20 protein-coding genes are annotated in these 21,084 nt (G+C 62.9%); 10 read left to right on the plus strand and 10 right to left on the minus strand.

Annotation, left to right across the window (positions count from 1 at the left end):
- Nucleotides 1–45: 45 nt before the first annotated feature.
- The 5 genes from CQ020_RS02935 to CQ020_RS02955 all read left to right on the plus strand — a co-directional run bounded on the left by CQ020_RS02935 (nt 46) and on the right by CQ020_RS02955 (nt 4,842).
- The gene (locus CQ020_RS02935; RefSeq protein WP_105690487.1) at nt 46–1,431 is read left to right on the plus strand and encodes an amino acid permease; all 1,386 of its coding nucleotides are present in this window, start codon (nt 46–48) and stop codon (nt 1,429–1,431) included.
- 138 nt (nt 1,432–1,569) lie between these two features.
- Entirely contained in the window at nt 1,570–2,622 is a 1,053-nt protein-coding gene (locus CQ020_RS02940) for a thiamine pyrophosphate-dependent enzyme (protein ID WP_374955174.1), read from the plus strand.
- Nucleotides 2,615–3,688 carry an alpha-ketoacid dehydrogenase subunit beta gene (locus CQ020_RS02945; RefSeq protein WP_105690488.1) on the plus strand — a complete coding sequence of 358 codons (1,074 nt, stop codon included), beginning with the start codon at nt 2,615–2,617 and terminating at the stop codon, nt 3,686–3,688. The genes CQ020_RS02940 and CQ020_RS02945 overlap by 8 nt, the downstream gene beginning before the upstream one ends.
- Entirely contained in the window at nt 3,681–4,010 is a 330-nt protein-coding gene (locus CQ020_RS02950; protein WP_105690489.1) for a biotin/lipoyl-containing protein, read from the plus strand. Before CQ020_RS02945 ends, CQ020_RS02950 begins: the two co-directional genes overlap by 8 nt.
- A gap of 1 nt (nt 4,011) precedes the next feature.
- A complete protein-coding gene (locus CQ020_RS02955; RefSeq protein ID WP_105690490.1) occupies nt 4,012–4,842 on the plus strand; it encodes an alpha/beta fold hydrolase in 831 nt (276 codons plus the stop codon).
- 3 nt (nt 4,843–4,845) lie between these two features.
- Here the strand turns inward: CQ020_RS02955 and CQ020_RS02960 are convergent, their stop codons facing one another.
- On the minus strand, nt 4,846–5,259 hold the full coding sequence (locus tag CQ020_RS02960) for a MarR family transcriptional regulator (RefSeq protein WP_105690491.1): 414 nt from the start codon (nt 5,257–5,259) through the stop codon (nt 4,846–4,848).
- Between the two features lie 86 nt (nt 5,260–5,345).
- On the opposite strand from CQ020_RS02960, the gene CQ020_RS02965 reads away from it, so the two are divergent.
- Nucleotides 5,346–6,014, plus strand: a complete 669-nt coding sequence (locus CQ020_RS02965; protein ID WP_258141711.1) for a phosphoribosyltransferase — start codon at nt 5,346–5,348, stop codon at nt 6,012–6,014.
- A gap of 98 nt (nt 6,015–6,112) precedes the next feature.
- Here CQ020_RS02965 and CQ020_RS02970 read toward each other — a convergent pair whose 3' ends face one another.
- Nucleotides 6,113–7,447 carry an MFS transporter gene (locus CQ020_RS02970; protein ID WP_024817231.1) on the minus strand — a complete coding sequence of 445 codons (1,335 nt, stop codon included), beginning with the start codon at nt 7,445–7,447 and terminating at the stop codon, nt 6,113–6,115.
- Between the two features lie 129 nt (nt 7,448–7,576).
- Between CQ020_RS02970 and CQ020_RS02975 the strand changes: the two genes are divergently transcribed.
- Both CQ020_RS02975 and CQ020_RS02980 read left to right on the plus strand, forming a co-directional pair.
- Complete coding sequence (locus CQ020_RS02975) at nt 7,577–8,323, plus strand: IclR family transcriptional regulator (protein ID WP_105690493.1); 747 nt, start codon at nt 7,577–7,579, stop codon at nt 8,321–8,323.
- Nucleotides 8,324–8,447: 124 nt separating this feature from the next.
- Nucleotides 8,448–9,248 carry a MoaF C-terminal domain-containing protein gene (locus CQ020_RS02980; protein WP_181151735.1) on the plus strand — a complete coding sequence of 267 codons (801 nt, stop codon included), beginning with the start codon at nt 8,448–8,450 and terminating at the stop codon, nt 9,246–9,248.
- A gap of 88 nt (nt 9,249–9,336) precedes the next feature.
- On the opposite strand, the gene CQ020_RS02985 is transcribed toward CQ020_RS02980, so the two are convergent.
- Nucleotides 9,337–10,812 carry an APC family permease gene (locus tag CQ020_RS02985; protein ID WP_105690494.1) on the minus strand — a complete coding sequence of 492 codons (1,476 nt, stop codon included), beginning with the start codon at nt 10,810–10,812 and terminating at the stop codon, nt 9,337–9,339.
- 234 nt (nt 10,813–11,046) lie between these two features.
- Between CQ020_RS02985 and CQ020_RS02990 the strand changes: the two genes are divergently transcribed.
- Entirely contained in the window at nt 11,047–12,021 is a 975-nt protein-coding gene (locus tag CQ020_RS02990) for a helix-turn-helix domain-containing protein (RefSeq protein ID WP_105690495.1), read from the plus strand.
- A gap of 46 nt (nt 12,022–12,067) precedes the next feature.
- Here CQ020_RS02990 and CQ020_RS02995 read toward each other — a convergent pair whose 3' ends face one another.
- The 6 genes from CQ020_RS02995 to CQ020_RS03020 are packed head-to-tail and all read right to left on the minus strand — an operon-like array spanning nt 12,068 to nt 18,854.
- On the minus strand, nt 12,068–13,678 hold the full coding sequence (locus CQ020_RS02995) for a sulfatase (protein ID WP_105690496.1): 1,611 nt from the start codon (nt 13,676–13,678) through the stop codon (nt 12,068–12,070).
- Nucleotides 13,675–14,529: an ABC transporter ATP-binding protein gene (locus CQ020_RS03000; protein WP_105690497.1), complete on the minus strand. Its 855-nt coding sequence runs from the start codon at nt 14,527–14,529 to the stop codon at nt 13,675–13,677. Before CQ020_RS03000 ends, CQ020_RS02995 begins: the two co-directional genes overlap by 4 nt.
- A complete protein-coding gene (locus tag CQ020_RS03005; protein WP_105690498.1) occupies nt 14,526–15,305 on the minus strand; it encodes an ABC transporter permease in 780 nt (259 codons plus the stop codon). The genes CQ020_RS03000 and CQ020_RS03005 overlap by 4 nt, the downstream gene beginning before the upstream one ends.
- Entirely contained in the window at nt 15,305–16,078 is a 774-nt protein-coding gene (locus tag CQ020_RS03010; RefSeq protein WP_105690499.1) for an ABC transporter permease, read from the minus strand. The genes CQ020_RS03005 and CQ020_RS03010 overlap by 1 nt, the downstream gene beginning before the upstream one ends.
- A 26-nt stretch (nt 16,079–16,104) precedes the next feature.
- Nucleotides 16,105–17,097 (minus strand): ABC transporter substrate-binding protein, encoded by a 993-nt coding sequence (locus tag CQ020_RS03015; protein ID WP_105690500.1) that lies wholly within the window; start codon nt 17,095–17,097, stop codon nt 16,105–16,107.
- A 59-nt stretch (nt 17,098–17,156) separates the two neighbouring features.
- Complete coding sequence (locus tag CQ020_RS03020) at nt 17,157–18,854, minus strand: amidohydrolase (RefSeq protein WP_105690501.1); 1,698 nt, start codon at nt 18,852–18,854, stop codon at nt 17,157–17,159.
- A 205-nt stretch (nt 18,855–19,059) separates the two neighbouring features.
- Between CQ020_RS03020 and CQ020_RS03025 the strand changes: the two genes are divergently transcribed.
- Nucleotides 19,060–19,665, plus strand: a complete 606-nt coding sequence (locus tag CQ020_RS03025; RefSeq protein ID WP_024817242.1) for a TetR/AcrR family transcriptional regulator — start codon at nt 19,060–19,062, stop codon at nt 19,663–19,665.
- Here CQ020_RS03025 and CQ020_RS03030 read toward each other — a convergent pair.
- On the minus strand, nt 19,662–21,077 hold the full coding sequence (locus tag CQ020_RS03030) for an MFS transporter (RefSeq protein ID WP_105690502.1): 1,416 nt from the start codon (nt 21,075–21,077) through the stop codon (nt 19,662–19,664). The two genes, CQ020_RS03025 and CQ020_RS03030, sit on opposite strands and share 4 nt — an antisense overlap.
- Nucleotides 21,078–21,084: the final 7 nt, after the last annotated feature.

Below are 21,084 nucleotides of genomic sequence, written 5' to 3' on the forward strand. Positions count from 1 at the left end.
GCCCACACGCCAAACCAGCATGTAATCCATAGAAGGTAGACACGTATGACAACGAAGTCCATCGCGGCTCCTGCCCCAACTTCCGGCCTCGGCCATTCACTCAAGCCGCGCCAGCTCACCATGATGGGGCTCGGCAGCGCGATCGGCGCCGGTCTCTTCCTCGGCTCGGGGGCGGGCGTTCAAGCAGCCGGTCCGGCAGCGCTCATTTCCTACCTCGTCGCCGGCACGCTGATCATCCTGGTCATGTGGGCCCTTGGCGAGATGGCAGCCGCCAACCCGAACAGCGGCGCTTTCTCCGTGTACGCAGAAAAAGCCATGGGCAAGACTGCCGGCGGAACCATCGGCTGGCTGTGGTGGTTGCAGCTGGTGGTGGTCATTGCCGCCGAAGCCATTGGAGCGGCCGGGCTGCTGTTTTCCATCTGGCCGGTCATCCCCGTGTGGGTCCTGGCACTGGTGTTCATGGTGGTGTTCACCGGTATCAACCTGGTGGGCGTGCGGAACTTCGGCGAGTTTGAGTTTTGGTTCGCCATCCTCAAGGTCGCTGCAATCGTGATCTTCCTGCTCATTGGCGCAGCCCTGCTCTTCGGCTGGCTGCCGAGTGTCCCCTCGCCCGGCTTCTCAGCGTTTGGCGATTTTGCTCCCAACGGCATCGGTGGCATCGCCGCCGCGCTGTTCGTCGTGATCTTCGCCTTCGGTGGAACAGAGATCGTCAGCGTTGCTGCCGCCGAAACCGAGAACCCCGCGCACAGCGTTGGCAAGGCCATCCGCACGGTGGTTTGGCGCATCCTGGTCTTCTACATCGGCTCGGTCTTCGTCATCGCAGCAGTTCTCCCCGTGGGCTCCGAGGGACTGAAGTCTCCGTTCGCCGGCGTCCTGGACCTCGCGGGTATCCCGGGTGCCGGTGCCGCCATCACGCTGGTAGCCGTGGTCGCCCTGCTGTCCGCCCTCAACGCCAACCTGTACGGCGCCTCCCGCATGATTTTCTCTCTCTCCGAGCGCGGCGAAGCGCCCCGCTTCCTTTCCCGATTGAGTGCCTCGAAGGTTCCCGTGGCCGCCGTCGGAATTTCGGTTGCCTTCGGCTTTATTGCCACAGTCCTTGAATTGCTGTTCCCGGAGAAAATCCTGCCGGCACTGTTGAACCTCGTAGGCTCCACCTGCCTGGTGGTCTGGGGCACGGCACTGGTGTCCCAGTTCATCCTTCGCCGCAGGGCAGACAGGGAGGGCACCGAACTGCCGCTTCGAATGAAGGGATTCCCCTTCCTCACCATCCTCGGCCTGGTTCTGCTTGGCCTCATCCTGGTGGTGGGCTTCGCCAACCCCGAAAGCGCCGGACAGCTGATCGGAACTTTCATTCTCATCCTCCTCATCGCTGCCGGCTGCTTCATCAATGCCAAGGCAAAAGCTACCAAGCATTCCGCCGGCGTCGAGTAACCGTCTGTTCATCACCAACCAAAAGCCCTGCACAGTTTGTACTGTGCAGGGTTTTTGTTTGTGGCCAAATTGTACAAAGTGTTCCGTTTGAATTGAGCTGATTGCGCACACCGCAACCCAGTGACTAGGGTCACAGCCATGACTACCAAATCCATGCTGGCCGCCGTCGATGATGACGCGGCCCCGCTCACCCACCATCAACTTCGTGAGCTATACACCCTGATGGCAGCCGTCCGGCACTTGGACACCTCAGCGGTCGCCTGGCAGCGCCAAGGCATCATTCCGGGATACGCGCCGGAGCTTGGCCAAGAGGCCGCCCAGGTAGGCAGCGGCTACGCCGTGGACAGGACCCGCGACTTCGTCTTCCCCACCTACCGTGAAATGGGCGTAGCCCGGGCCATGGGCTTGGACATGGTGGGATACATGTCCACCCACAAAGCCACCTGGCACGGCGGCATGTACAACCCCTTGGAATCCAGGTTTGCCCCCATCCAGGCAGTAGTGGCAGGTTCGGTCCTGCACGCTGTCGGCTGGGCCCACGGACAAACCCTGGCCGGCCATGCAGCGGGAGAAATTGGCGTAGCAATGACCTACTTCGGCGACGGCGCTTCCTCCCAGGGCGACGTCCACGAAGCCATGAATTTCGCCGCCGTCATGAAAGCCCCGGTGGTCTTTTTCATCCAGAACAACGGTTGGGCCATCTCGGTCCCCACAGAACGCCAGGTAGCCGGTGGCTCCGTCGCGGCGCGCGCCGCAGGCTACGGAATTCCTTCCCTGCAGGTGGACGGCAATGACGTGGTAGCTGTCTTCGAAGCCACCCGCTCTGCTTTCGCCCACTGCCGCGCGGGCAACGGACCTGTGGTGATCGAGGCAATGACCTACCGCCGTGGTCCGCACTCCACTGCCGACGATCCCGGCCGCTACCGCACGCTGGACGAAGAACGCCTTGACGCGGGTGATGATCCGCTGGAGCGTTTCAAACAGCGGCTCCTCACCGAAGGCGTGGCCGACGAGGCCTTCTTCGCTGAGGCACAGCGCTTGGCGGAAGCGGAGGAAGAAGCCGTCCGTGAGGGCATAGCAGAGTTGGGTCCCCGGCCCGGAGCTGAAATGTTCAGCATGGTCTTCCAGGAACCAACGCCCGCTCTTCAATCCCAGGCCACCTCGTGGCGCGAGGAGTCCGAACATGTCTGAGACCATTACTGCCGCGCCGGGTATTGAGACTGCCGCCGCCGGCGTTCGCCAGATGTCCATGCAGCAAGCACTCAACCGCGCACTGGACGAGATCCTGGCCGAAAACCCTAAAACTGTCATCTTCGGCGAAGACTGCGGCCGGCTGGGTGGGGTCTTCCGCATCACCGACGGACTCCAGGCGAAACATGGTGAGGACCGTGTCTTTGACACCCCGCTTGCCGAGTCCGGCATCCTCGGCATGTCCGTGGGCCTGGCCATGGCCGGCTTCCACCCCATCCCCGAGGTCCAGTTCGACGGTTTTGCCTACCCGGCCATCAATCAGATCGTCTGCCAGATCGCCCGGATGAATTACCGCAGCCGCGGCACGCTGCCCATGCCCATCACCTTGCGTGTCCCCAGCTTCGGCGGCATCCGTGCACCCGAGCACCACGGGGAGAGCCTGGAGTCGCTCTTCGCCCACGTCCCGGGACTCAAAGTGGTCTCACCCTCCACCCCGCACGATGCCTACCATCTGCTGAAATACGCCGCCACCCGCCCGGACCCGGTGATTTTCATGGAACCGAAGTCCCGTTACTGGCAAAAAGGACCGGTGGATCTCACCAACGCCCTTCCAAGCACAACAACGCACGACGGCGACCCATCCAACGGCGGCAGCCTCACCGGCGCCCGTGTGGCCAGGGAAGGCCGGCACCTCACCCTCGTGGCGTGGGGTGCCATGGTTGCCCGATGCCTGCAGGTTGCTGAACTGGCAGCCGAAGACGGCATCGACGTCGAGGTATTGGACCTGCGCTGGCTGAAGCCGATTGATGCTGAAGCGTTGGCAACCTCCGTGGGGAAGACGCGGCGCGCCGTCGTCGTCCATGAAGCGCCGCTGACCTCCGGCCTGGGCGCCGAAGTGGCCCAACTCATTACGCAGAGCTGTTTCGCAACCCTGAAGGCGCCGGTGGAGCGTGTCACCGGCTTCGACGTGCCTTATCCCTCTGGTGACCTGGAGGACGAATACATCCCCAACATTGACCGCATCCTCTTTGGGATCCAACGCGTACTGGAGTACCGCCGTGGCTGAAATTTCCTTCCCTCTCCCCGATCTGGGCGAAGGCCTTATTGAGGCAACCGTGCTGGAGTGGCTGGTGGAGCCCGGTCAGCAGGTGGAACGCAACCAAGCGATTGTGGAGCTCGAAACCACCAAGTCGGCCCTCGAGTTGCCCAGCCCGCAGGCAGGTAAAGTGGTGCGTATTCACGGTGCGCCCGGCGACACGATCAACGTTGGCGAACCGCTGATAGTGTTCGAGGTTCCGGACGACACCGCCGGGATCGTGGGCACTGTTCCGAAGGACGAAGCACCCAAGCGCCGGGTCCGCCTGAGCGCCGTACTCGATGAGGACTGACATGATGACCGGCAGGCACACCATGGAACAGCACAGGCACACAGTAGAGGGCACTGACCCCGGGCTGTTCGTGGAAGTCCATGAGCCGGCCACCGACGCCGGCCTGCGCCCTGTCCTGCTGATTCATGGCTTCTCTTCATCGACCAAACTGAACTGGGTGGACAGCGGCTGGATCACCACCTTGCAGGACGCAGGCCGCCGTGTGATCACCGTTGACCTGCCCGGCCATGGCCGGAGCCATTCCCCCGAGGACCTGGACTCGTATACGCCCAGCCGCATCCGTGCCGACCTGCTCCAAATTGCCACCGACGCCGGAGCCCGCCCTCTGCGCGACGGCGACCCGTCCACCGGGCTGGACGTCATCGGCTACTCTTTGGGTTCGCGGCTGGCGTGGGAATTTGGCGCCACGCAGCCAGATCTGGTGCACCGCATCGTCCTGGGCGGACCAAGCTCGGCGGATCCGCTGGCCGCTTTCGACCTCGCCGCTGCCCAGCGGCACCTGGCCGACGGCACACCCATTGAGGACGCGTCCACGGCCGGGCTGCTGAAGATGGCCCAAATGCTCCCCAGCAACAACCTGTTCGCCATGTTGTCACTCATCGAGGCCATCAAGGGCGAACCTTTCGATCCCGCCGAGGCTGCCCCTCAGACCCCCTTGTTGCTCGTAGCCGGCGAGAAGGACGAACGGGCAGCCACCATGCCGGAACTGGCCTCCATTGCCGGCAAACGTGGCGGGATGGTGGAGACCCTGGTGATCCCGGGGCGGACCCACACCAACGTGATAACAAGCCGGGCCTTCAAGGAAGCTGCCGTTCAATTCCTCGGGGTGTAGTTCTCAGCGGGCCAGCCGCTCAGCGTTAAGGCTCATGCGCTCCAGCACACTCAGTGCCATGGCGTACTCATCAATGCCTATACCCATGGACAAGTCCTGGCGCGCGTCTTCAACCAGCCGTTGGGCCTGGTGGTATGTTTCCCGTCCCCGATCGCTCAGTGCCAGCCTATGGTCGATCATGGTGATCAGGCCGCGCCCAACCAAGGCAGCAAGTTCCCGCTCACGCATCCGGGTATCGCCACCCCACAGCGGCTGGAGGATGTCCTCCAGCTGTTCGGGGAGCATGGCGCCCTCCGAAAGGGCGCCCAAGGTGTGCCACTGGCGCCGGGTGAGCTTGATCCGCGCCAGGGTGGCCTCCAGCTGGAGATCCAAGGCGGCGTCGAGCCTCTTGATCCAATATCCGATGGGCTTGTTCACAAGGCCATGCTTTCAGCGGGGGCGTCACCGGGCAAGATGTGGACGGTAGGCTTGGACATGCAACGAATTACGTGGAAGTGGAGCAGATGGGCATGCGTTTCAAGGACCGTGCGGAAGCCGGTCGACGCCTGGCTGAAGGACTCCCCCAGCTCAGGGAACGGCCTGACACCATAGTCTTGGGCCTGGCACGTGGCGGAGTCCCGGTGGCCGCCGCAGCAGCTGCAGAGTTATACCTGCCGTTCGGAGCCGTACTGGTCCGAAAACTGGGAATCCCCGGCCGTGACGAGACCGCTTTCGGGGCTCTGGCGTGGTCGCAGGGCGACGTCCTCCGAATGGTCAACAGGCCCCTGAAGGAACTCATTCTCGCCCACGGAATCTCACAGTCCGCTTTGGATGCCGTGGAAGCCCATGAACGTGCCGAACTGACCCGCCGCGCCAAAAGTTACCCTGGCATCGAGCACGATCTTCGCGGAAAGACAGTGGTGCTGGCTGACGATGGACTGGCCACGGGTGCCACCATGCGGGCAGCAGTAGAGGCGGTCCGGTCCGGCGGTGCCGCCACTGTGGTCGCTGCTGTGCCGGTGGCATCGCTGGAGGCCTCAACGTCCCTGGCCCGGGTCTGTGACTTCGTGATGGTCCTGCACACGCCGGGCAAGTTCCATGCTGTTGGCGCTTTCTACGAACGCTTCGAGCAGTTGACCGACACCGACGTCGTACGCCAGCTCGAAGGTGCCGGCGCTGGCGGACGCAAGTAGCGCCGTCACAAGTAAACACTCGTCGTTTCCACAACAAAGACGGGCGAGGTCCTGAAGGACCGCACCCGTCTTTTGTTTGCCCTCTTTAGTGGTGAACCTTAGTGGTGAACGCTGTATCCCAGCGGACGGCCACGGGTTTCCTTGGCTAGAATCACGCCAATTGCGGAGATCACGCAGAGAACCATGATGTAGATGCCCACAGAGCCGGACCACTTGGTGGTGTCCAGAAGAGCCTGGGCGATGAGCGGAGCGAAGGCGCCGCCGAGGATGGCACCCAGGGCGTACCCGATGGAGATGCCGGAATAGCGGACCTGTGCGGGGAACATCTCGGCGTACATGGCGGACATGGGACCGTACGACAAACCCAACCCGATGGTGAGGACGAACAATGCCGTGCCGTATAGCACGATGTCCTTGGAATCGATCAGCACGAACATGGGAATCATCCACGCAAAGACGAGACCGTAGCCGATCAGGAAGGTCTTCACTCGACCAATCTTGTCCGACAACCATCCACCCACCATGGTGAAGATCAGCCAACCGAATGAGGCGACGGTGGTGGCGAGCAGGACCTGCGGGGTGGGCATCTTCAGCGTACGTGTGGCGTAGGAGATGAAGAAGGCAATCAGCAGGTAGCCTGCAGCGTTGTTGGCGATGAAGATCATCGCAGCAAGGACAACTTCCTTCTTGTTCTTGCGGAAGAGATCACCGAGGGGCGCCTTGCTCTCAGCCTTGCGCTGGGCGATTTCCTTGAAGACCGGGCTCTCACCAACGGCACGACGGATAAGGTATCCCACCACAATGAGGACCACCGACAACAGGAACGGCACTCGCCAGCCCCATGATGCGAAATCTTCCTTGGACATTCCCGACTGCAGCAGGAACAGTAGCCCGGTGGCCAGGATCATGCCGATGGGAACACCGATCTGCGGGTAGGCGCCGAAGAGCCCGCGCTTTTTGAGCGGCGCATGCTCCACAGCCATGAGCGCAGCACCGCCCCACTCGCCACCGGCGGAGAACCCTTGGACCACGCGCAGGGTGATCAGCAGGACAGGCGCCCAAACGCCGATGGTTGCGTAGGTGGGCAGCAGGCCGATCAGTGCAGTGGCAGCACCCATCATGACCAATGTCATGACAAGCACAGCCTTACGGCCCATCCTGTCTCCGAGGTGTCCGGCCACGAAGGCTCCGAGTGGCCTGAACAGGAAGCTGATGCCGATCGTGGCGAAGGACAGAAGCTGGGCCACTCCCGGGTTGGACTTTTCCAACGGAGACAGGAACAAGGGGGCCAAGAGCGTAGCCGTCAGCTGGGCGAAGATGAAGAAGTCGTACCACTCAATGGTGGTGCCCACCAACGTCCCGGCCAGTACCCTGCGCTCCTCGCGCTTGCTGCTGGGTCCTGACGGAGAGTCGACAGTGGAAGTTGCGGTCATTGGAACTCCATGGGGTGAGAGTGACTGGTCGGCACGTGACTTGCATTAACCGACAGAACGGTCAGTTAGGAAAGAATACTACAATCTGTGAGCCAAAGCACAGACCCCTGAGGTACGGGCCACCATAGAATGGTTCGCATGAATCCCCGCAGCGACGTCAAGGGCCCACCTGAAGCTCCAACCCAGGCCCCGCCGTCGCAAACCCTCTCTCGCGGAATCCGCGCGCTGGAGATTCTCGCGGCCGCCGAGCGGCCCCTCAGCATCGCCGAACTCACCGAGGCCCTGGGGGTTCACCGCTCCGTTGCCTATCGAATCCTGCGGACACTCGAAGACCATTCGCTGCTGGTGCGTGACGACTCCGGCCGCGTTCAACCCGGCCCGGGACTCTCGGTCCTGGCCCGCGGCGTTTCAAGAAGCCTGCAAACGGCGGCCCTGCCCGAACTCACCCAACTTGCCAACACGCTGCACATGACCGCCTTCGTCGCCGTGTGGGACCACCAGGAATGCGTCAACCTTGTCACCGTTGAACCGCGGCACTCCGGCGCCGCCCTTGCCCAGCATCCCGGCAACCGCCACCCCATCGCCACCGGCGCCCCCGGGATCGCCATCCAATCAACCATGACCGAAGAGCGCTGGCAGCAAGTAGGAGCTCCGAACCCCTACCGCGCCGAAGCCCACGAGGCCCGCCGCCTCGGCTACGCCACCAGCCACGACGAAGTCATCGCCGGCCTGTCCTCCATCGCCGCCCCCATCAGGGTCCCGGGCGGGCGGCCGGCAGCGATCGCCGTCGTCTACATCCGTTTGGATCAGGACGCCGACGCCGTGGGTAAAGCGCTCGCTGCCAGTGCTGCCCGCATCGAAAGCCAACTGGCCTGAACCCTTCCTTCCAGGTCAAGTGACGTGCCCCACAGCACAAGACGATGGCCGCCGTGAAGCGAATACTCGAAGGGAGGACCGGACACCCCGTCCAGTCCTTCTTTCGAGCCCCGAGAAGGAACCCATGAGCCTGAATCTCCTCGACACCTCCAACTGGCTGCCGCTGGACGGCCTGGCCCCCGGCTTCGACGCCAACAGAGCCGCCACCGTGCAGGATCTGGCAGGAAAACAGTTCTCCCTCCGCAATGACGGCGGCCCCATGACGTTCAGCTTCGACGACGAAGAAGTCCAATGGGCTGCGGCCGGTCATTCAGGAACCGCCCCTTATGAGGCCTTCCTGGTGGCCGAGGACCTGTACTACGCCCAGTGGCAAAGCCAGCAGGACCACGAACTCGCCGTTTCCCTTGTCCTGGACCTGCTGCACGGCAGGGCGCTCTACATTGGCGCAGCACTCGGCAGGGCAACGGCCTCCAGCGTCGCCGTCCAGCACGATTTCCGCCCAGGGACGCTCGATGGTCACCTCAGCACGGGGGCGGCAATTTCAGGAAGCAACGCACTCATTGGCCGCCGCGTTGAATGGGTCTACAGCGAATCCCACGCCTACGAGCACATCTACCTCAGCCCCACCTGGTACACCTGGCAATGCCTCGCAGGCCCGGAGCGTGGATTGGCGGACACGGACTCCAACACCGTATTTCAGATCCGCCCAGGAATTTTCGTGTTCACCTGGCGCGAGAAAGTCATACCGTGCGGTTCAGTCACCATCGCCGACCACCGCGATCCGCGCGCCATCAGGTCCCACGGCAGCCTCTTCGGGTGGGACGAGGCAGGCACGGAACCCGTGCACTTCACTTTCGGTGCCCACGGCCGCCTGATCAGCATCAGCCGGCACAGCGCGGAACTCGACCCGGCCACAGGGATGTAGCCCCGACAGAAGAACTTCAAGGAAAGAAGACAAGGAAGCCCCGGCGAGCGGAATGCTCGCCGGGGCTTCCCTCAGGTTGAGATGGTTATCAGTCGTCCGCCCCATGGCCGATCCGGGCGTACAGTGCCGGCTGCGAGCGCCGCAGACGCAAACCCCAGATGACACCCACCACTCCGGGCAACAGGACCAGCATGGGCAGGACAAACGTGACAGCCGTCGACTCAGTCTGTCCCAGCAGGACATTGAAGTTGGTCATGATGAGCACAAAGACCACAGCCAGGAGCACGAATCCAAGGGCGGGTGCGATCACCCTGACCCACAGGCTCGCGCCATGTTTTTCGCGGCGGAAGAAGCCGATCACTGCCACGGAGACAACAGTCATCAGCAACACGAGGCCGATTGCACCGCTGTTGGTCAGCCAGGTGAACATGGTCAGGACGGGGTACAGCTCGCCTAGTTCAGAACCGGAGCCAGCAATGGCGAAGGCGACAGTTACGACGACGGCAATCACCGTCTGCGCCAGCGAACCGGCGAAGGGCGCACCGCTTTCGGTCCGCACCTTGGCCAGTGCTGACGGCAGGACGCGCTCGCGGCCGAGGGAGAAGAAATAGCGGGCTACTGCGTTGTGGAAGCTGACGAGCGCGGCGAAGAGGCTGGTGACAAAGAGGATCTGGGCGATGTCGCTGAGGAGTACGCCGCCGTGAGTGCCCAGGAAGGCGAAGATCATGTCCGGGCCGTTGGTGGTGGCCGCCTCGATCACGGCGGACGGTCCCGCTCCTACGGTCATGGCCCACGCAGAGACGGCGTAGAAGACAGCGATGATGGCTACGGCAGCGAAGGTGGCCCGGGCTACGGTGCGCTTGGGGTCCTTGGACTCTTCACCATAAATGGCGGCGGATTCGAAGCCCATGAAGGCGGCGATGCCGAAGGAGAGAACTGCTCCGATACCTGGAACGAACAGGCTTTCGGGGCTGAACGTTGCTGCGGTAACGCCTTCGGGAGCCACAGCAAGGCTGATGACGTCGTACACAATGACCACCAGGAACTCGAGGGCAACCAGAACGCCCAGCACCTTGGCGGACAGGTCCACCCTGTTCACCCCCAGCCACCCGACGATTGCGATGCACACCAGCACGGGAATCCACCACGGAACGCTCACGCCAAGCCGCGCTGACAGCAGTGAGGAGACGGTGAAGCCGAACAAACCGTAGATCCCCACCTGCATCAGGTTGTAGGCCATGAGGGCAATGAGTGATGCTCCCACGCCTGCCGGCCGTGAGATGCCCTGTGCGATGTATGCGTAGAACGCCCCTGCGTTGGTGACGTACCGGCTCATCGCGGCGTAACCCACGGCGAAAAGGGCCAGAATTGCACCCAGGATCAGAAAAGATAGCGGCACGCCGGTGACACCGGTGACCGCGAAGGTGGTGGTAACGCCGCCCGCGAGCACGGTCAGCGGCGCCGAGGCCGCGATAATCATGAAGGTTACTGCCGGTACGCCGAGCCGCCTTTTGGTGCCTACGGCTCCGGCGGCCCTGCCCTTGACGGGGTTGTCCACGCTCATAGTGTGCTCCTGCCTCGGTGCCGCGGGAGATTGCGCGGCACGGTGTCTGTCATTCCGCAATCTTCCACCGCAGGGCCCTTGCGTGACTTGTCTCACACGGCAGGGTGTTTGTCGCTGCACGCAAGCACGGACGCACGCGACCCCCGGTGTAGAATCGTGGGCAAGCTCACGTCCGCACAACCGGCATTCCCGCCCCAGTGGCAGCGGCGCCGCGGGCCATTGAAAGGGAGTTTGATGACCGTCGCGGCCGATACGGGCCCCGCAACCGTGGAAACCATCGTGGCGGAGTCGTTCCAGGAGTGGAGCAAAGCAATCTCCAGCTCCTTCGTGCCCCTTGTGGCAACGGGTCCCAAGAGTTCATCTTTTCAAGGCTCAACCTTCCACGGCATCATGCGTGCGCGCGTGCTGGGGCAGATTTCCGTGGTGGAGATTGCCGCCGGACCGCACACTGTCCTGCGCACACCGGAGCTGATTGCCAAGTCCACCGGGCGCTTCTTCAAACTCAGCATCCAGCTCGCAGGATCAGGCCGCCTGGTTCAGGACGATCGCGAGGCCGTGCTGCGCCCCGGTGATCTCTCCATCTACGACACCTCCCGCCCGTATCAACTAACGTTCGACGACGACTTCCGCACTTTGGTGCTCATGTTCCCGCACGTCCTGCTGGACTTGCCCGCCGAAGCCATGGGACATGTCACCGCCTTGCGGATTCCGGGCGATGAGGGCCTGGGCGAACTCATCAGCCCCTTCCTGGTGAAACTGGCGGACAACCTGGAGGCCCTTTCCGGCGCCAATGGGCTCCGCTTGGTCCACAACGCGTTGGACCTGGTCACCACACTTTTCAACGGAGAACTCGATCAGCTGATCGAGACGGGCCGGGATCCGCATCTGCTGCTGCTGGGGCGCATCCACGACTACATCGAGGCAAACCTCGGTGATCCCGAACTCTCCCCCGGAACCATTGCCGCTGCCCACTACATCTCAACGCGGCATCTGCACGACCTCTTCCAGGAAATCGGGACAACCGTGGCCTCCTCCATCCGGCAACGGCGACTCGAACGGTGCCGGCGGGACCTCAGGGATCCTGTGCTGGGCGACCGACCCGTGACGGCCATCGCGGCGCGGTGGGGGTTCACCGATGCCGCACACTTCAGCCGCATCTTCCGCGCGGCTTTCGGGAACTCCCCCACCGGCTACCGCAACAGCCACTGACGGCCGCTGGATCACCAAAGCCAGCGGGCCGCCGTCGAGCCGTTGGCTAAGCCGCAGCCGTCGGGGCCGTGCCCTGGTCCGCGAGTGCCGCCATCTCTTCGAGCATGGTTCGCAAAAGCCGGTCTTCCAATCCGGCATAGGCAGGATGGCCGGCACGGTTCACCAACTCCCCTGGGTCTTCGCCATGATCGTACAGTTCGGTAATCCCGGTGCCGAAGTACCGGGTCAGCCTGCCCTCAGCGGTGATGACAGTCCGCATACGGACTGGTCCGGGCAGTCCGTCCAAGCCAAAAGGTTGCTCTTCCTCCACCAGGAGCGAGTCCCGATGATGCTCGGTGTCCCCCTTCAGGAGGGGCACAAGTGAGCGCCCCTGAATCCCCCGATACCCTGTGGAGCCTGCGAGCTCAAGGAGCGTCGGGGCCAAATCCGCACTGGAAACCAAGGCTCCAGTTCGCCGCGGTGGCATCCCGGGAAGGTGCACCAGCAACGGGACGTTGGTCACGGCCCGGTAGTGGACAAAATGCTTGAGCATGAGGCCATGGTCACCAAACAAATCTCCGTGATCGCTGGTGAACACCACAATGGTGTCCTCGGCCAATCCTTGGCGGTCCAGCTCATCCAGGATCCGGCCAATGTGCTCGTCCATCATGGTGATCAGCCCGTACTGGGCGGCCGCCGCGAACCTGTACTGTTCCTCCGTGGCCGCCCATGTCATGGTCGGGTCCATGTTCGGCTCACCGCGGTGTTCCATCATGTTCCTGACATGCTCCGGCGAGGCAGCGTGGTCCTGCTCGAAGCCCAACGGGAGCGGCAACTCCCCCGGGTTGTAGAGGTCTGAATAGCCAGCCGGAGGTGAGAACGGATGATGTGGATCCGGGAAGGACACGAACATGAAGAACGGCTGATCCCGACCGGCGGCATCCTTGAGGTGCTCGATGGCTTTCTCACTCACATAGCTGGTGGGGTGCACATCAGCCGGGATAGCCGTCTGATACACCTGATCCCAGCCCCCGTACGTGCTGGACGAATTTCCCGGACCTCCCAGCATCTCGGGATCAACACCGCGTTCCCGGGCCCAATGCACGTAGTGACCGCCGGGGCGGTCCCCATGGCCGATCACGAGGTCCACGTGCTGGTAACCGTAGTAGTCGGCGGGAAGTGCAATGAAACGGGCATCGTGAGCGTCCCGGTTCTCCCACTGATCCCACCCCGGGGAAAAGCCGTGACGGCGGGCGTCGCTGACCACGGCGTCCAACATCATGGGGTCGGTGGCCTGGATCTCCTCGGCCTGGTGCGGCTCAAACTCCCACCCCATGTTTTGATGGTGCAGCTTCCCCACACCCACAGTGCGGTAACCAGCCGCCCCCAGGGATCCCGGAACTGTCCGGGTCTGCGGATCAAGGGTGATGCCGTTGCAGCGGGTCCCGTGAACAGAGGGCCATCTGCCGGTCATCAGGCTGGCACGGTTAGGCATGCACGTGGGGTTGGCCACCGTCGCATTCTCAAAAACAACGCTCTTGGCCGCGAGCGCGTCCAGGTTCGGCGTCTTGACAGTGGGATTGCCTGCAAAACCCAGGTGGTCGGCCCGGAGCTGGTCCGCGATGATGAACAGGACATTGGGCCGGCGATTGGCGGCTGCCCCTCGCTGCCCCGTCATGCGGGCCTCTTGATCAGGGACAGCACTTCGGTTCGCTGCCGGGCGAACTCCGGCAAGGAACGGGTAGTGATTTGATCGCGTGGTACCGGCAGGTCCACATCCACCACTTTGAGGACGCGGGCGGGCCGGGATCCGAGGACCACTACACGGTCGGCAAGGTACACAGCTTCGTCGATGTCGTGGGTGACCACCAAAATCGTCATGTTGAAGTCCTTCCGGATCTTCAAGCAGAGGTCCTCCAAATCAAACCGGGTCTGCGCGTCCACTGAAGCGAACGGCTCGTCCATGATGAGGATCTCGGGCCGGTACGCCAGCGCCCGGGCGATCGCCACGCGTTGCTGCATGCCTCCGGACAACTGCCAGGGATACTGGTTGTCCGCATGGGAGAGTGCGACGGCGGCCAGCGCACTATCGCAGCGCTCTTTCAGTTCCGCTGCGGGCAACTTGAGGTGCCGCAAGGGAAGCACCAGGTTCTTCCGGACGGTGAGCCAGGGCATCAGCGAGCGATTGTAGTCCTGGAAGACCAGTGCCATTTCCGGAGGCGGGCCACTGATGGTTCGCCCATCAATGGCTGCCCGTCCGCTGCTTGCCGGATGAAGCCCGGCCAGGCATTTCAGGAGTGTCGTCTTTCCAACCCCTGATGGACCGACGATGCAAACAACCTCGCCGGCGTCCACGGTGAAGGTGAGGTCTTCGATGACTGTGTGTGATTTTTCGCCGCTGCCATAGGTCTTGGCGAGGTGCGCCACGTCCAGCCGCGGTGTGGTCGCACTGATGCGGGTTTCTGGTTGCTGTGCCATGGTGGACTTTCTGTTTCGGGTGGGGAGAGCGGGGGCCTGCCGGGCGCTCATGCTGCACGCGCCATGCGACGGGATCCGATGTACCAGGACAAAACCTTGCGCTTGAGCAGGCTGAACAGGATGTTGACCAGGAATCCGATAACACCCAGGAGCAGGATGCCGGCCCACATGTCAGCGGTCATGAAGCTCTGTTGTGCCAGCAAGGTCATGGCTCCGATGCCCTGCGAACTGCCCAGCATTTCGCTGGCGATCATCACGATGAAGGCCACTTGGAGGCTCACCTGCAGTCCGGAGAAGATCTGGGGCATCGCCGCTGGCAGGAGGACGTTGAGTACCCTCTCCTTTCGGCTTAGCCGGTAAACCCGGGCGACGTCCATGAGATCGTTGCTGACACTCCGTATGCCGTCCACTGTGGCGATCATGGTGGGGAACAACGCCGCCAGGGCAATGCTGGTTACGCGCATTTGGGTACCAAATCCGATGAGGGAGATGAAGATCGGCACCAGCGCCACGGGAGGAATACCGCGGAGGAAATGAATCAACGGATCGATCATCCACCGGGCCGGAGGGACCAGTGCGGTGACGAACCCGAGCACGACCCCGGCAACCGCTGCAATGGCAAAGCCCAGGAACAGGTTTCCCAAGCTCAGAAGGACATCGGATTGAAAGTGGTCAAACAGCCACAGTTCCTGGAAACGGATGAGGATGGTTTCCAGCGGAGGGAAGAAAGGATCGGCGGAGTTGGCGGACAGGAACCACCAGGCCGCCAGCAGCAGCACCGGAGTGCCTGCACCGATCACCCAATTTCGTACGGCGACGTTTCTCATCAGGGCACCACTTCCCGGTAGGACTCATGCCAGTGCAGGACACGGCGCTCGGCCAGCCGCGTAGCACCTTGGAATAACAGACCCAGGACACCGAGGACAATGACCAATCCGTAAAGACTGGCGTAGTCACCTGCCGCTTGTGCCTGGTAAATGCTTTGGCCCAGGCCCGGGCCACCGCCCAGCAGGCCTGCCACCACCGTGACCACCAAGGCAGCAGGAGCTGCCACCCGCATGGCCGTACCGATGTAGGGCATGGCGCTGGGCAACACCACCCGTGCCAGAATCTCTCCCTCGCCCATGCCGTAGGAGCGGGCAGTATCGCGCGCCACAGGATCAGTCCCCTGAACCCCGTCCACGGTCTGCATGACGATGGGGAGCAGGCACCCGAATACCACAAGGAACAGCGCCATCTCAGCTGTCGGACCAAGCACCAGGACCGCGAGGGGAAGGATGACGATCGGCGGAACCGGCTTCAGGAATTCCAACACAGCCAACGTGGCGTATCGGACCGATTCAAAGCTGCCTATCAGCAAACCCAGAACCACTCCCGCCAAAGCCGCTATGGCCAACGCGAGCATTGCGATGCCAAGGGTGGCGCCAAGGGCTGACCAGAAAGTGCCTGTACCCAGAATGGTCGCAAGCGTAGCGAACACGGTGGTGGCCGACGGCAGGGCATTTCCTGCCACGTTCGCCGCCGCGAGAACCTGCCAGATGACAAGGGCCCCGGCGATGCCCAGTGCACTGAATGCAGAGGGGCGGATGGATTCTTTCATGATGAATCTCCCATGTAGCTTCCGGCCTACTTCCCGAAAATTACGTCAGCGGGCAGCTTCACCGGCGCACTCAGGAATCCGAGGTCGGCAAGATTCTTGTTGGCGCGCTCGATGTCTTCAACGCGAACCTCTTCGGGCCAGTAATTCACGGCACCGGATTTGACGACGTCCAGCGGCGTCTTGGTGATCTCTGCGCTGAGCTGCTGCGCTTCATCAATGTGGCCGTTGGCGTAAGCGTTCGCCTTGTAGATGGCAGCCTTGAACCCCGCCAGCGCCTTCTCCTTGGACTTCACTGTGTTCGCCCCCGCTACCCACAGGCCAATAGCGCCCTGTTCAAAAAACTCGACGCCGGGCGAGGCCAGGAGCCTGTTTCCTTCCGCGGCGGCCTTCGACGTAAACGGGGCGACGAGCGATGCTGCGTCCACGCGACCGGAGTTCAGTGATTGGAGTGCAGACGAGGGATCCAGGACCATCCAGTTCACTTTGGCGGGATCGCCGCCGTCGTCCTTGACCAGTTTGCTGACCGTGACCTCCAACTGTGCTTTACGCGCAGGGACGCTGACGCTCTTTCCTTCCAGGTCCTTGGGCCTGGTGATGGCCGAGGCCTGCTGCACCAGGAGTCCGGTGTCATCCACGCGGTTGAGGTCAGCGTCTTCGCTGGCACCGTCCTTGTAGCCGTCGGCCGCGGCGACGATCTTGAGCGGCACGTTCTGGCTCAGTGCATTCAACAGCGGGATGGAGGGAGTGTAGGTGAGATCAATCTGGCCGCTCTGGGCAGCTGCAATGCCGGCAGGCGGGTTTGCAATGACAGACGTCTCGACGGTGAGACCCTGCTCCTTGAAATACCCCTTGTCAGCTGCAAGGCGGATAGCTGCGTCCGAGCCGATGCCGATGGTGCCCACCTTCAGGGTGGTGGTGCCGTCAGCAGCGGGGGCGGCCGCCGGGCCGGAACCGCCACCGCAGGCGGCCAAAGTCATGGACAAAACTGCGGCCAGGGCCAAGGGAATAGTGCGTCGCATGGTGCTCCTTGAATCACGAATGGGTTGGAAGGGGAATGTTCTAGCTGGTTATGGGCGGACTACGTTGATTGGTGGACTACGCGGCCACCGCTCAGGGTGAGCCTGACCTCTGTGTCGAGGAGCTTTTCAATGTCCTCGTCCACCGGCCAGGGGTTGGTCAACAGGCACAAATCTGCTGTCATGCCAAATGTCAAAGCACCTTTGAAGTGCTCCGCGTGGTCCTGCCAGGCTGCGTTGGTGGTCATGGCAGCCAAAGCCTGCAAGCCGGTAATACGCTCAGGGTCCCGCGGATTGCCCGGCTGGGAACGAGTGGCTCGTCGGACGGCTGCCACCACGGTGCGCCGCCAATCGCTACTGGTGACGGGAGCATCCGAGGCAAGGTTGACATGAACTCCGGCTCCCGCTGCTGACTTCAGGGGCTGGTGCCGGGAGAAACGCTCCTCACCAAGAACCTGGCGCATGATGTCGCCAGCCTCTTGGCGGATGAGGGGGTTGGTGCTGTAACCAATGCCGTGGGAGGCCATGGTGTGCAGTGTCCCGTGATCACCGAAGGCGCCGTGGATGATGTAGTGGCGGTTCCCGGATGACGTCGGACGGCCCTCGGCACCGTCATCCGCTGCGATGATCGCTTCAACGGCTGCGGCGGTGGCCGCGTCCCCCGTGGCATGGACCCCTGCCTGCTGCCCGGCGTCGTTGATCAGCCCCAGGATTTTATGCAGCTCCGCAACCCGCTGGGCGTCGGTGGCCCCTTGGATCACCAAGCTGCCGTGCGTACAGGCCTTGCCATACGGCTCACTCATCCACGCGGTGCCGCTGCGCGGAATGCCATCGGCGAAGATCTTGACGCCCGCGATCCGCAACTGCTCCGGATTGATACCGCGGTTCAGGTAGGTAGCAGCCAGTCCGCTGCGCAGGCCTGCACTAACCGCATCGGCGTTGGCTCCCCCGGTTCCCGCGAAGAGCATCAGGACGTTGACCCTGAGCGTCAGTTCGTTCGCCTCGGCGAGGTCGCCCAGCAACTCCAGTGCCGCCGTCGAACCTGCACCATCCATGAGTCCCGCACTTGCCGGACCCAGGCCAGGATCGGTGAGGGAAGTGATACCCAGCCCATGGAGGTGCGCCTGCAAGGCAAGCAGAGCCGGCCGCAGAGTGGATCCCGGCACCGGCGGCATGGCCCGCGAAAGAAGTTCCATGGCCCCGTCCTGGAGCAGGCCTGTGGGGCTGCCGTCGGAAGTCCTCGCCACAACGCCCCCGTGCACGTCCGGTGTTGCGGCGTCAATTCCGGCCCTTCTCAGGGCTTCCCCGTTAGCCAACAACTGGTGCCCTGTGCTGTCGAACGCCACCACGGGCGTGTCCGGCCGGACTTCGTGCAGGAATCCCTGCGCCGGGCCCAGCAGGGCTTCGTCCCAGCCATGGGCACGCACCCAGCCGTCTTCCCCCGCCGGCGCTGACTCCACGACGTCGACGACGGCCGCCCAGTCAGGCGCCACGGCCGGTTCCAGGCGCACATAGCCAAAGGCGGCCATGGCAGCCGACACGAAATGCAGGTGGGCATCGTTGATGCCTGGAATGACAGCACCACCCGCGGCATCGATGACGTGCGTGGCGGTGCCGATCAATTGGCTTACGTCGTTGTAGCCCAGCGCGGCGACGCGGCCGCCCTTGACGGCGATGGCATCGCTCACGTGATGAGGTGCCGCCGGGTCCATGGTGTGGACCGAAGCATTCATGATCACCAGATCAGCGAAATCTTCCATCAGTTCTCCTCAGTTCACCGCATCTGAATGTGATGCAGACAACGTTCCTGAAAGAAGTATGTCGCTTGACTGGGTCACTTGACTAGGTTTTGGCGTAAAATTTCTTTCGGAGGACTTTTTCACCTCCCCGGCACGGCCAAAACGACGTCACGGCGGATACCGCCTACGATCGTTGAGACCGCCTGAAAGAGAAGAAGGTGCATGGATGGCCAGGGTTCCCGCTGAGGAAAGGCGGCTGCAGTTCGTTGAAGCCGCTGCAAGGGTGATCGCCCAGGACGGCCTCGCCTCTGCAACCACGCGACGAATCGCCAGTGAAGCCGAAGCCCCGCTTGCGGCACTGCACTACTGTTTCCGGAGCAAGGACGAACTCCTGGAAGAGGTCTACAACTTCCTCAGCAGGGACTACGCCAAGGCACTGGAGCCTGTGGCCGACCCTGGAATGGGATTGCGCCACATGGTGGGCGCCCATGCCAGACGCATCTGGAGCCGCATGCTGGAAAACCCGCATGAGCAGGTCACCACCTTCGAGCTGTTGCTTCGGCGCTTCCGCGTAGAGGCCGAGGACCAGCCACAGGCCTTGCTCATGAACCGTTCCATGTACGACGGCTGGGTTAACTCAACGCTGGAGCTGTTCCGTTCGGCCGCAGAAGCCGCCGGAGAACCTGTCCCCGCCAACCTGGAGGACATCACGCGCTTGTTCATTTCCGGGATCGACGGCATCAGCATGCAACATTTGGCCGACCCCGACGACGAACGGTCCCTCCGGCTGGTGGAACTCATGGCCTCATCCCTCGCCGGGGCGCTCCACTAAGCCTGAGGCTGGCGCTTCATCACCAACCACGTGAGAACACCCAGCAGCAGAAGGCCGGCTGCAGCGGCCACCGAAACGACGAAGGCCGCCCCCGGGCCCTGCGTTTGCGCCAATTGCCCGGCCAGGTAGGAGCCCAAAGCCGTTCCAGCCACGATTCCGCTGGCCAGCGCCGTCATCACTGTGGCCATGCGACCGGCCGGAGCCACCACGCCACCGATGCTGAAAACAGTGACCATGACCGGCCCCACAGGGACGCCCAGTATCAGCAAGACAAAGATCATGGGCCAAATACCTGCAGGGAGAAACAGCAGGAGGGACAAAACAGACATGGCCAGTGCCGCGACAACCCAACGGGAAGCCAAGCTGAACCGTTGAGGCCAAAACGCTACGGACAGCGCTGCAACAGCGGAACTGAGACCCATCACCGCATACAGAAGTCCGGCGATCTCAGCTGAGGCGTACTGCGCCGAGAAGGCACTCAACGCGTTCTGCGTCGCCCCGAAAAAGGTACCCATGCAAACCATGGCAACCACCGGAACAGCCACCACGGCGCCGGCCCATCGCTTGCGCTGCTGCGGAGCCACCTGGGTGGATTGCGCCCCGGGAGATTGCTGTCCCTGAGAAGTTTCCTGGCCTTGAGAAGTTTCCTGGCCCTTGGGAGGCACGACGCCGGCACGCGGCTTCCGGGGTGCCGGTACCACCGCATGCTGGCTGGGGTGGACCGCAAAGGCAGGAACCAGGGTGATGGTCATGACGGCTGCCAAAGCGAGAGGCAACCAGGGTGCCACCATGCTGGCCAAGACGCCCACCAACGCAGGGCCCAGCACGAAGGTGACCTCGTCTGCGGTGCCCTCATAGGACAGTGCGGTATCCAGGTCAGCCCGGTTGGCTGCGACACTTCTTCCACCGTTGGCTGCAGAAGGGGACAAATTGCGGGTGGTCAGCGCCATCCACCGCACACGGGCCATGGGACCCACCTGCGGACAACTGGCTCCCGCGAGGAAAGCTGCAATGAGGACACCCACCGCGTCGCCCACGGAACCATAGCCGGACGTGAGGTAGGCCGCGGCGAGGAGCCCGGCTACGGCAAGGGTATTGATGACCGCTGCCACAAGGAGCACAATCCGTTGCCCGGCCCTGTCGGCCAAAGAGCCCAGTACCGGAGCACCCAACGCCGAGCCGATGCCCACCGCTCCGGCCGCCATGCCGCCGATTGCGTACGACTGGCTGACGGCTGTAATGAGGGTCAGGGTCCCCACGGTCAGCATGGCCAAGGGAAGCCTGGCAAAGAGCCCCAAGGGCAGGAAACCAGGTCCCGCCAATTCAGGAAGCCGCGCGAATCGGCCCGGCAGGCGTGAGGGGCGTGCGGGAGCCGATGATAAAGACTGTGAAGCTACAGAGGTTTTTTCCATTAATCCG

This window comes from Arthrobacter sp. MYb23, from assembly GCF_002979775.1.
GTDB lineage: Bacteria > Actinomycetota > Actinomycetes > Actinomycetales > Micrococcaceae > Arthrobacter.

What these genes read in the sequence shown, in the direction of transcription:
- CQ020_RS02985 (WP_105690494.1), bottom strand. Translation starts at nt 10,812, where the DNA reads ATGAGCGTGGACAACCCCGTCAAGGGCAGGGCCGCCGGAGCCGTAGGC.
- CQ020_RS03015 (WP_105690500.1), bottom strand. Translation starts at nt 17,097, where the DNA reads ATGCGACGCACTATTCCCTTGGCCCTGGCCGCAGTTTTGTCCATGACT.
- CQ020_RS02940 (WP_374955174.1), top strand. Translation starts at nt 1,570, where the DNA reads ATGACTACCAAATCCATGCTGGCCGCCGTCGATGATGACGCGGCCCCG.
- CQ020_RS02955 (WP_105690490.1), top strand. Translation starts at nt 4,012, where the DNA reads ATGATGACCGGCAGGCACACCATGGAACAGCACAGGCACACAGTAGAG.
- CQ020_RS02965 (WP_258141711.1), top strand. Translation starts at nt 5,346, where the DNA reads ATGGGCATGCGTTTCAAGGACCGTGCGGAAGCCGGTCGACGCCTGGCT.
- CQ020_RS02945 (WP_105690488.1), top strand. Translation starts at nt 2,615, where the DNA reads ATGTCTGAGACCATTACTGCCGCGCCGGGTATTGAGACTGCCGCCGCC.
- CQ020_RS03010 (WP_105690499.1), bottom strand. Translation starts at nt 16,078, where the DNA reads ATGAAAGAATCCATCCGCCCCTCTGCATTCAGTGCACTGGGCATCGCC.
- CQ020_RS03030 (WP_105690502.1), bottom strand. Translation starts at nt 21,077, where the DNA reads ATGGAAAAAACCTCTGTAGCTTCACAGTCTTTATCATCGGCTCCCGCA.
- CQ020_RS02995 (WP_105690496.1), bottom strand. Translation starts at nt 13,678, where the DNA reads ATGACGGGGCAGCGAGGGGCAGCCGCCAATCGCCGGCCCAATGTCCTG.
- CQ020_RS03020 (WP_105690501.1), bottom strand. Translation starts at nt 18,854, where the DNA reads ATGGAAGATTTCGCTGATCTGGTGATCATGAATGCTTCGGTCCACACC.
- CQ020_RS03005 (WP_105690498.1), bottom strand. Translation starts at nt 15,305, where the DNA reads ATGAGAAACGTCGCCGTACGAAATTGGGTGATCGGTGCAGGCACTCCG.
- CQ020_RS02980 (WP_181151735.1), top strand. Translation starts at nt 8,448, where the DNA reads ATGAGCCTGAATCTCCTCGACACCTCCAACTGGCTGCCGCTGGACGGC.
- CQ020_RS02935 (WP_105690487.1), top strand. Translation starts at nt 46, where the DNA reads ATGACAACGAAGTCCATCGCGGCTCCTGCCCCAACTTCCGGCCTCGGC.
- CQ020_RS03025 (WP_024817242.1), top strand. Translation starts at nt 19,060, where the DNA reads ATGGCCAGGGTTCCCGCTGAGGAAAGGCGGCTGCAGTTCGTTGAAGCC.
- CQ020_RS02975 (WP_105690493.1), top strand. Translation starts at nt 7,577, where the DNA reads ATGGTTCGCATGAATCCCCGCAGCGACGTCAAGGGCCCACCTGAAGCT.
- CQ020_RS02990 (WP_105690495.1), top strand. Translation starts at nt 11,047, where the DNA reads ATGACCGTCGCGGCCGATACGGGCCCCGCAACCGTGGAAACCATCGTG.
- CQ020_RS03000 (WP_105690497.1), bottom strand. Translation starts at nt 14,529, where the DNA reads ATGAGCGCCCGGCAGGCCCCCGCTCTCCCCACCCGAAACAGAAAGTCC.
- CQ020_RS02970 (WP_024817231.1), bottom strand. Translation starts at nt 7,447, where the DNA reads ATGACCGCAACTTCCACTGTCGACTCTCCGTCAGGACCCAGCAGCAAG.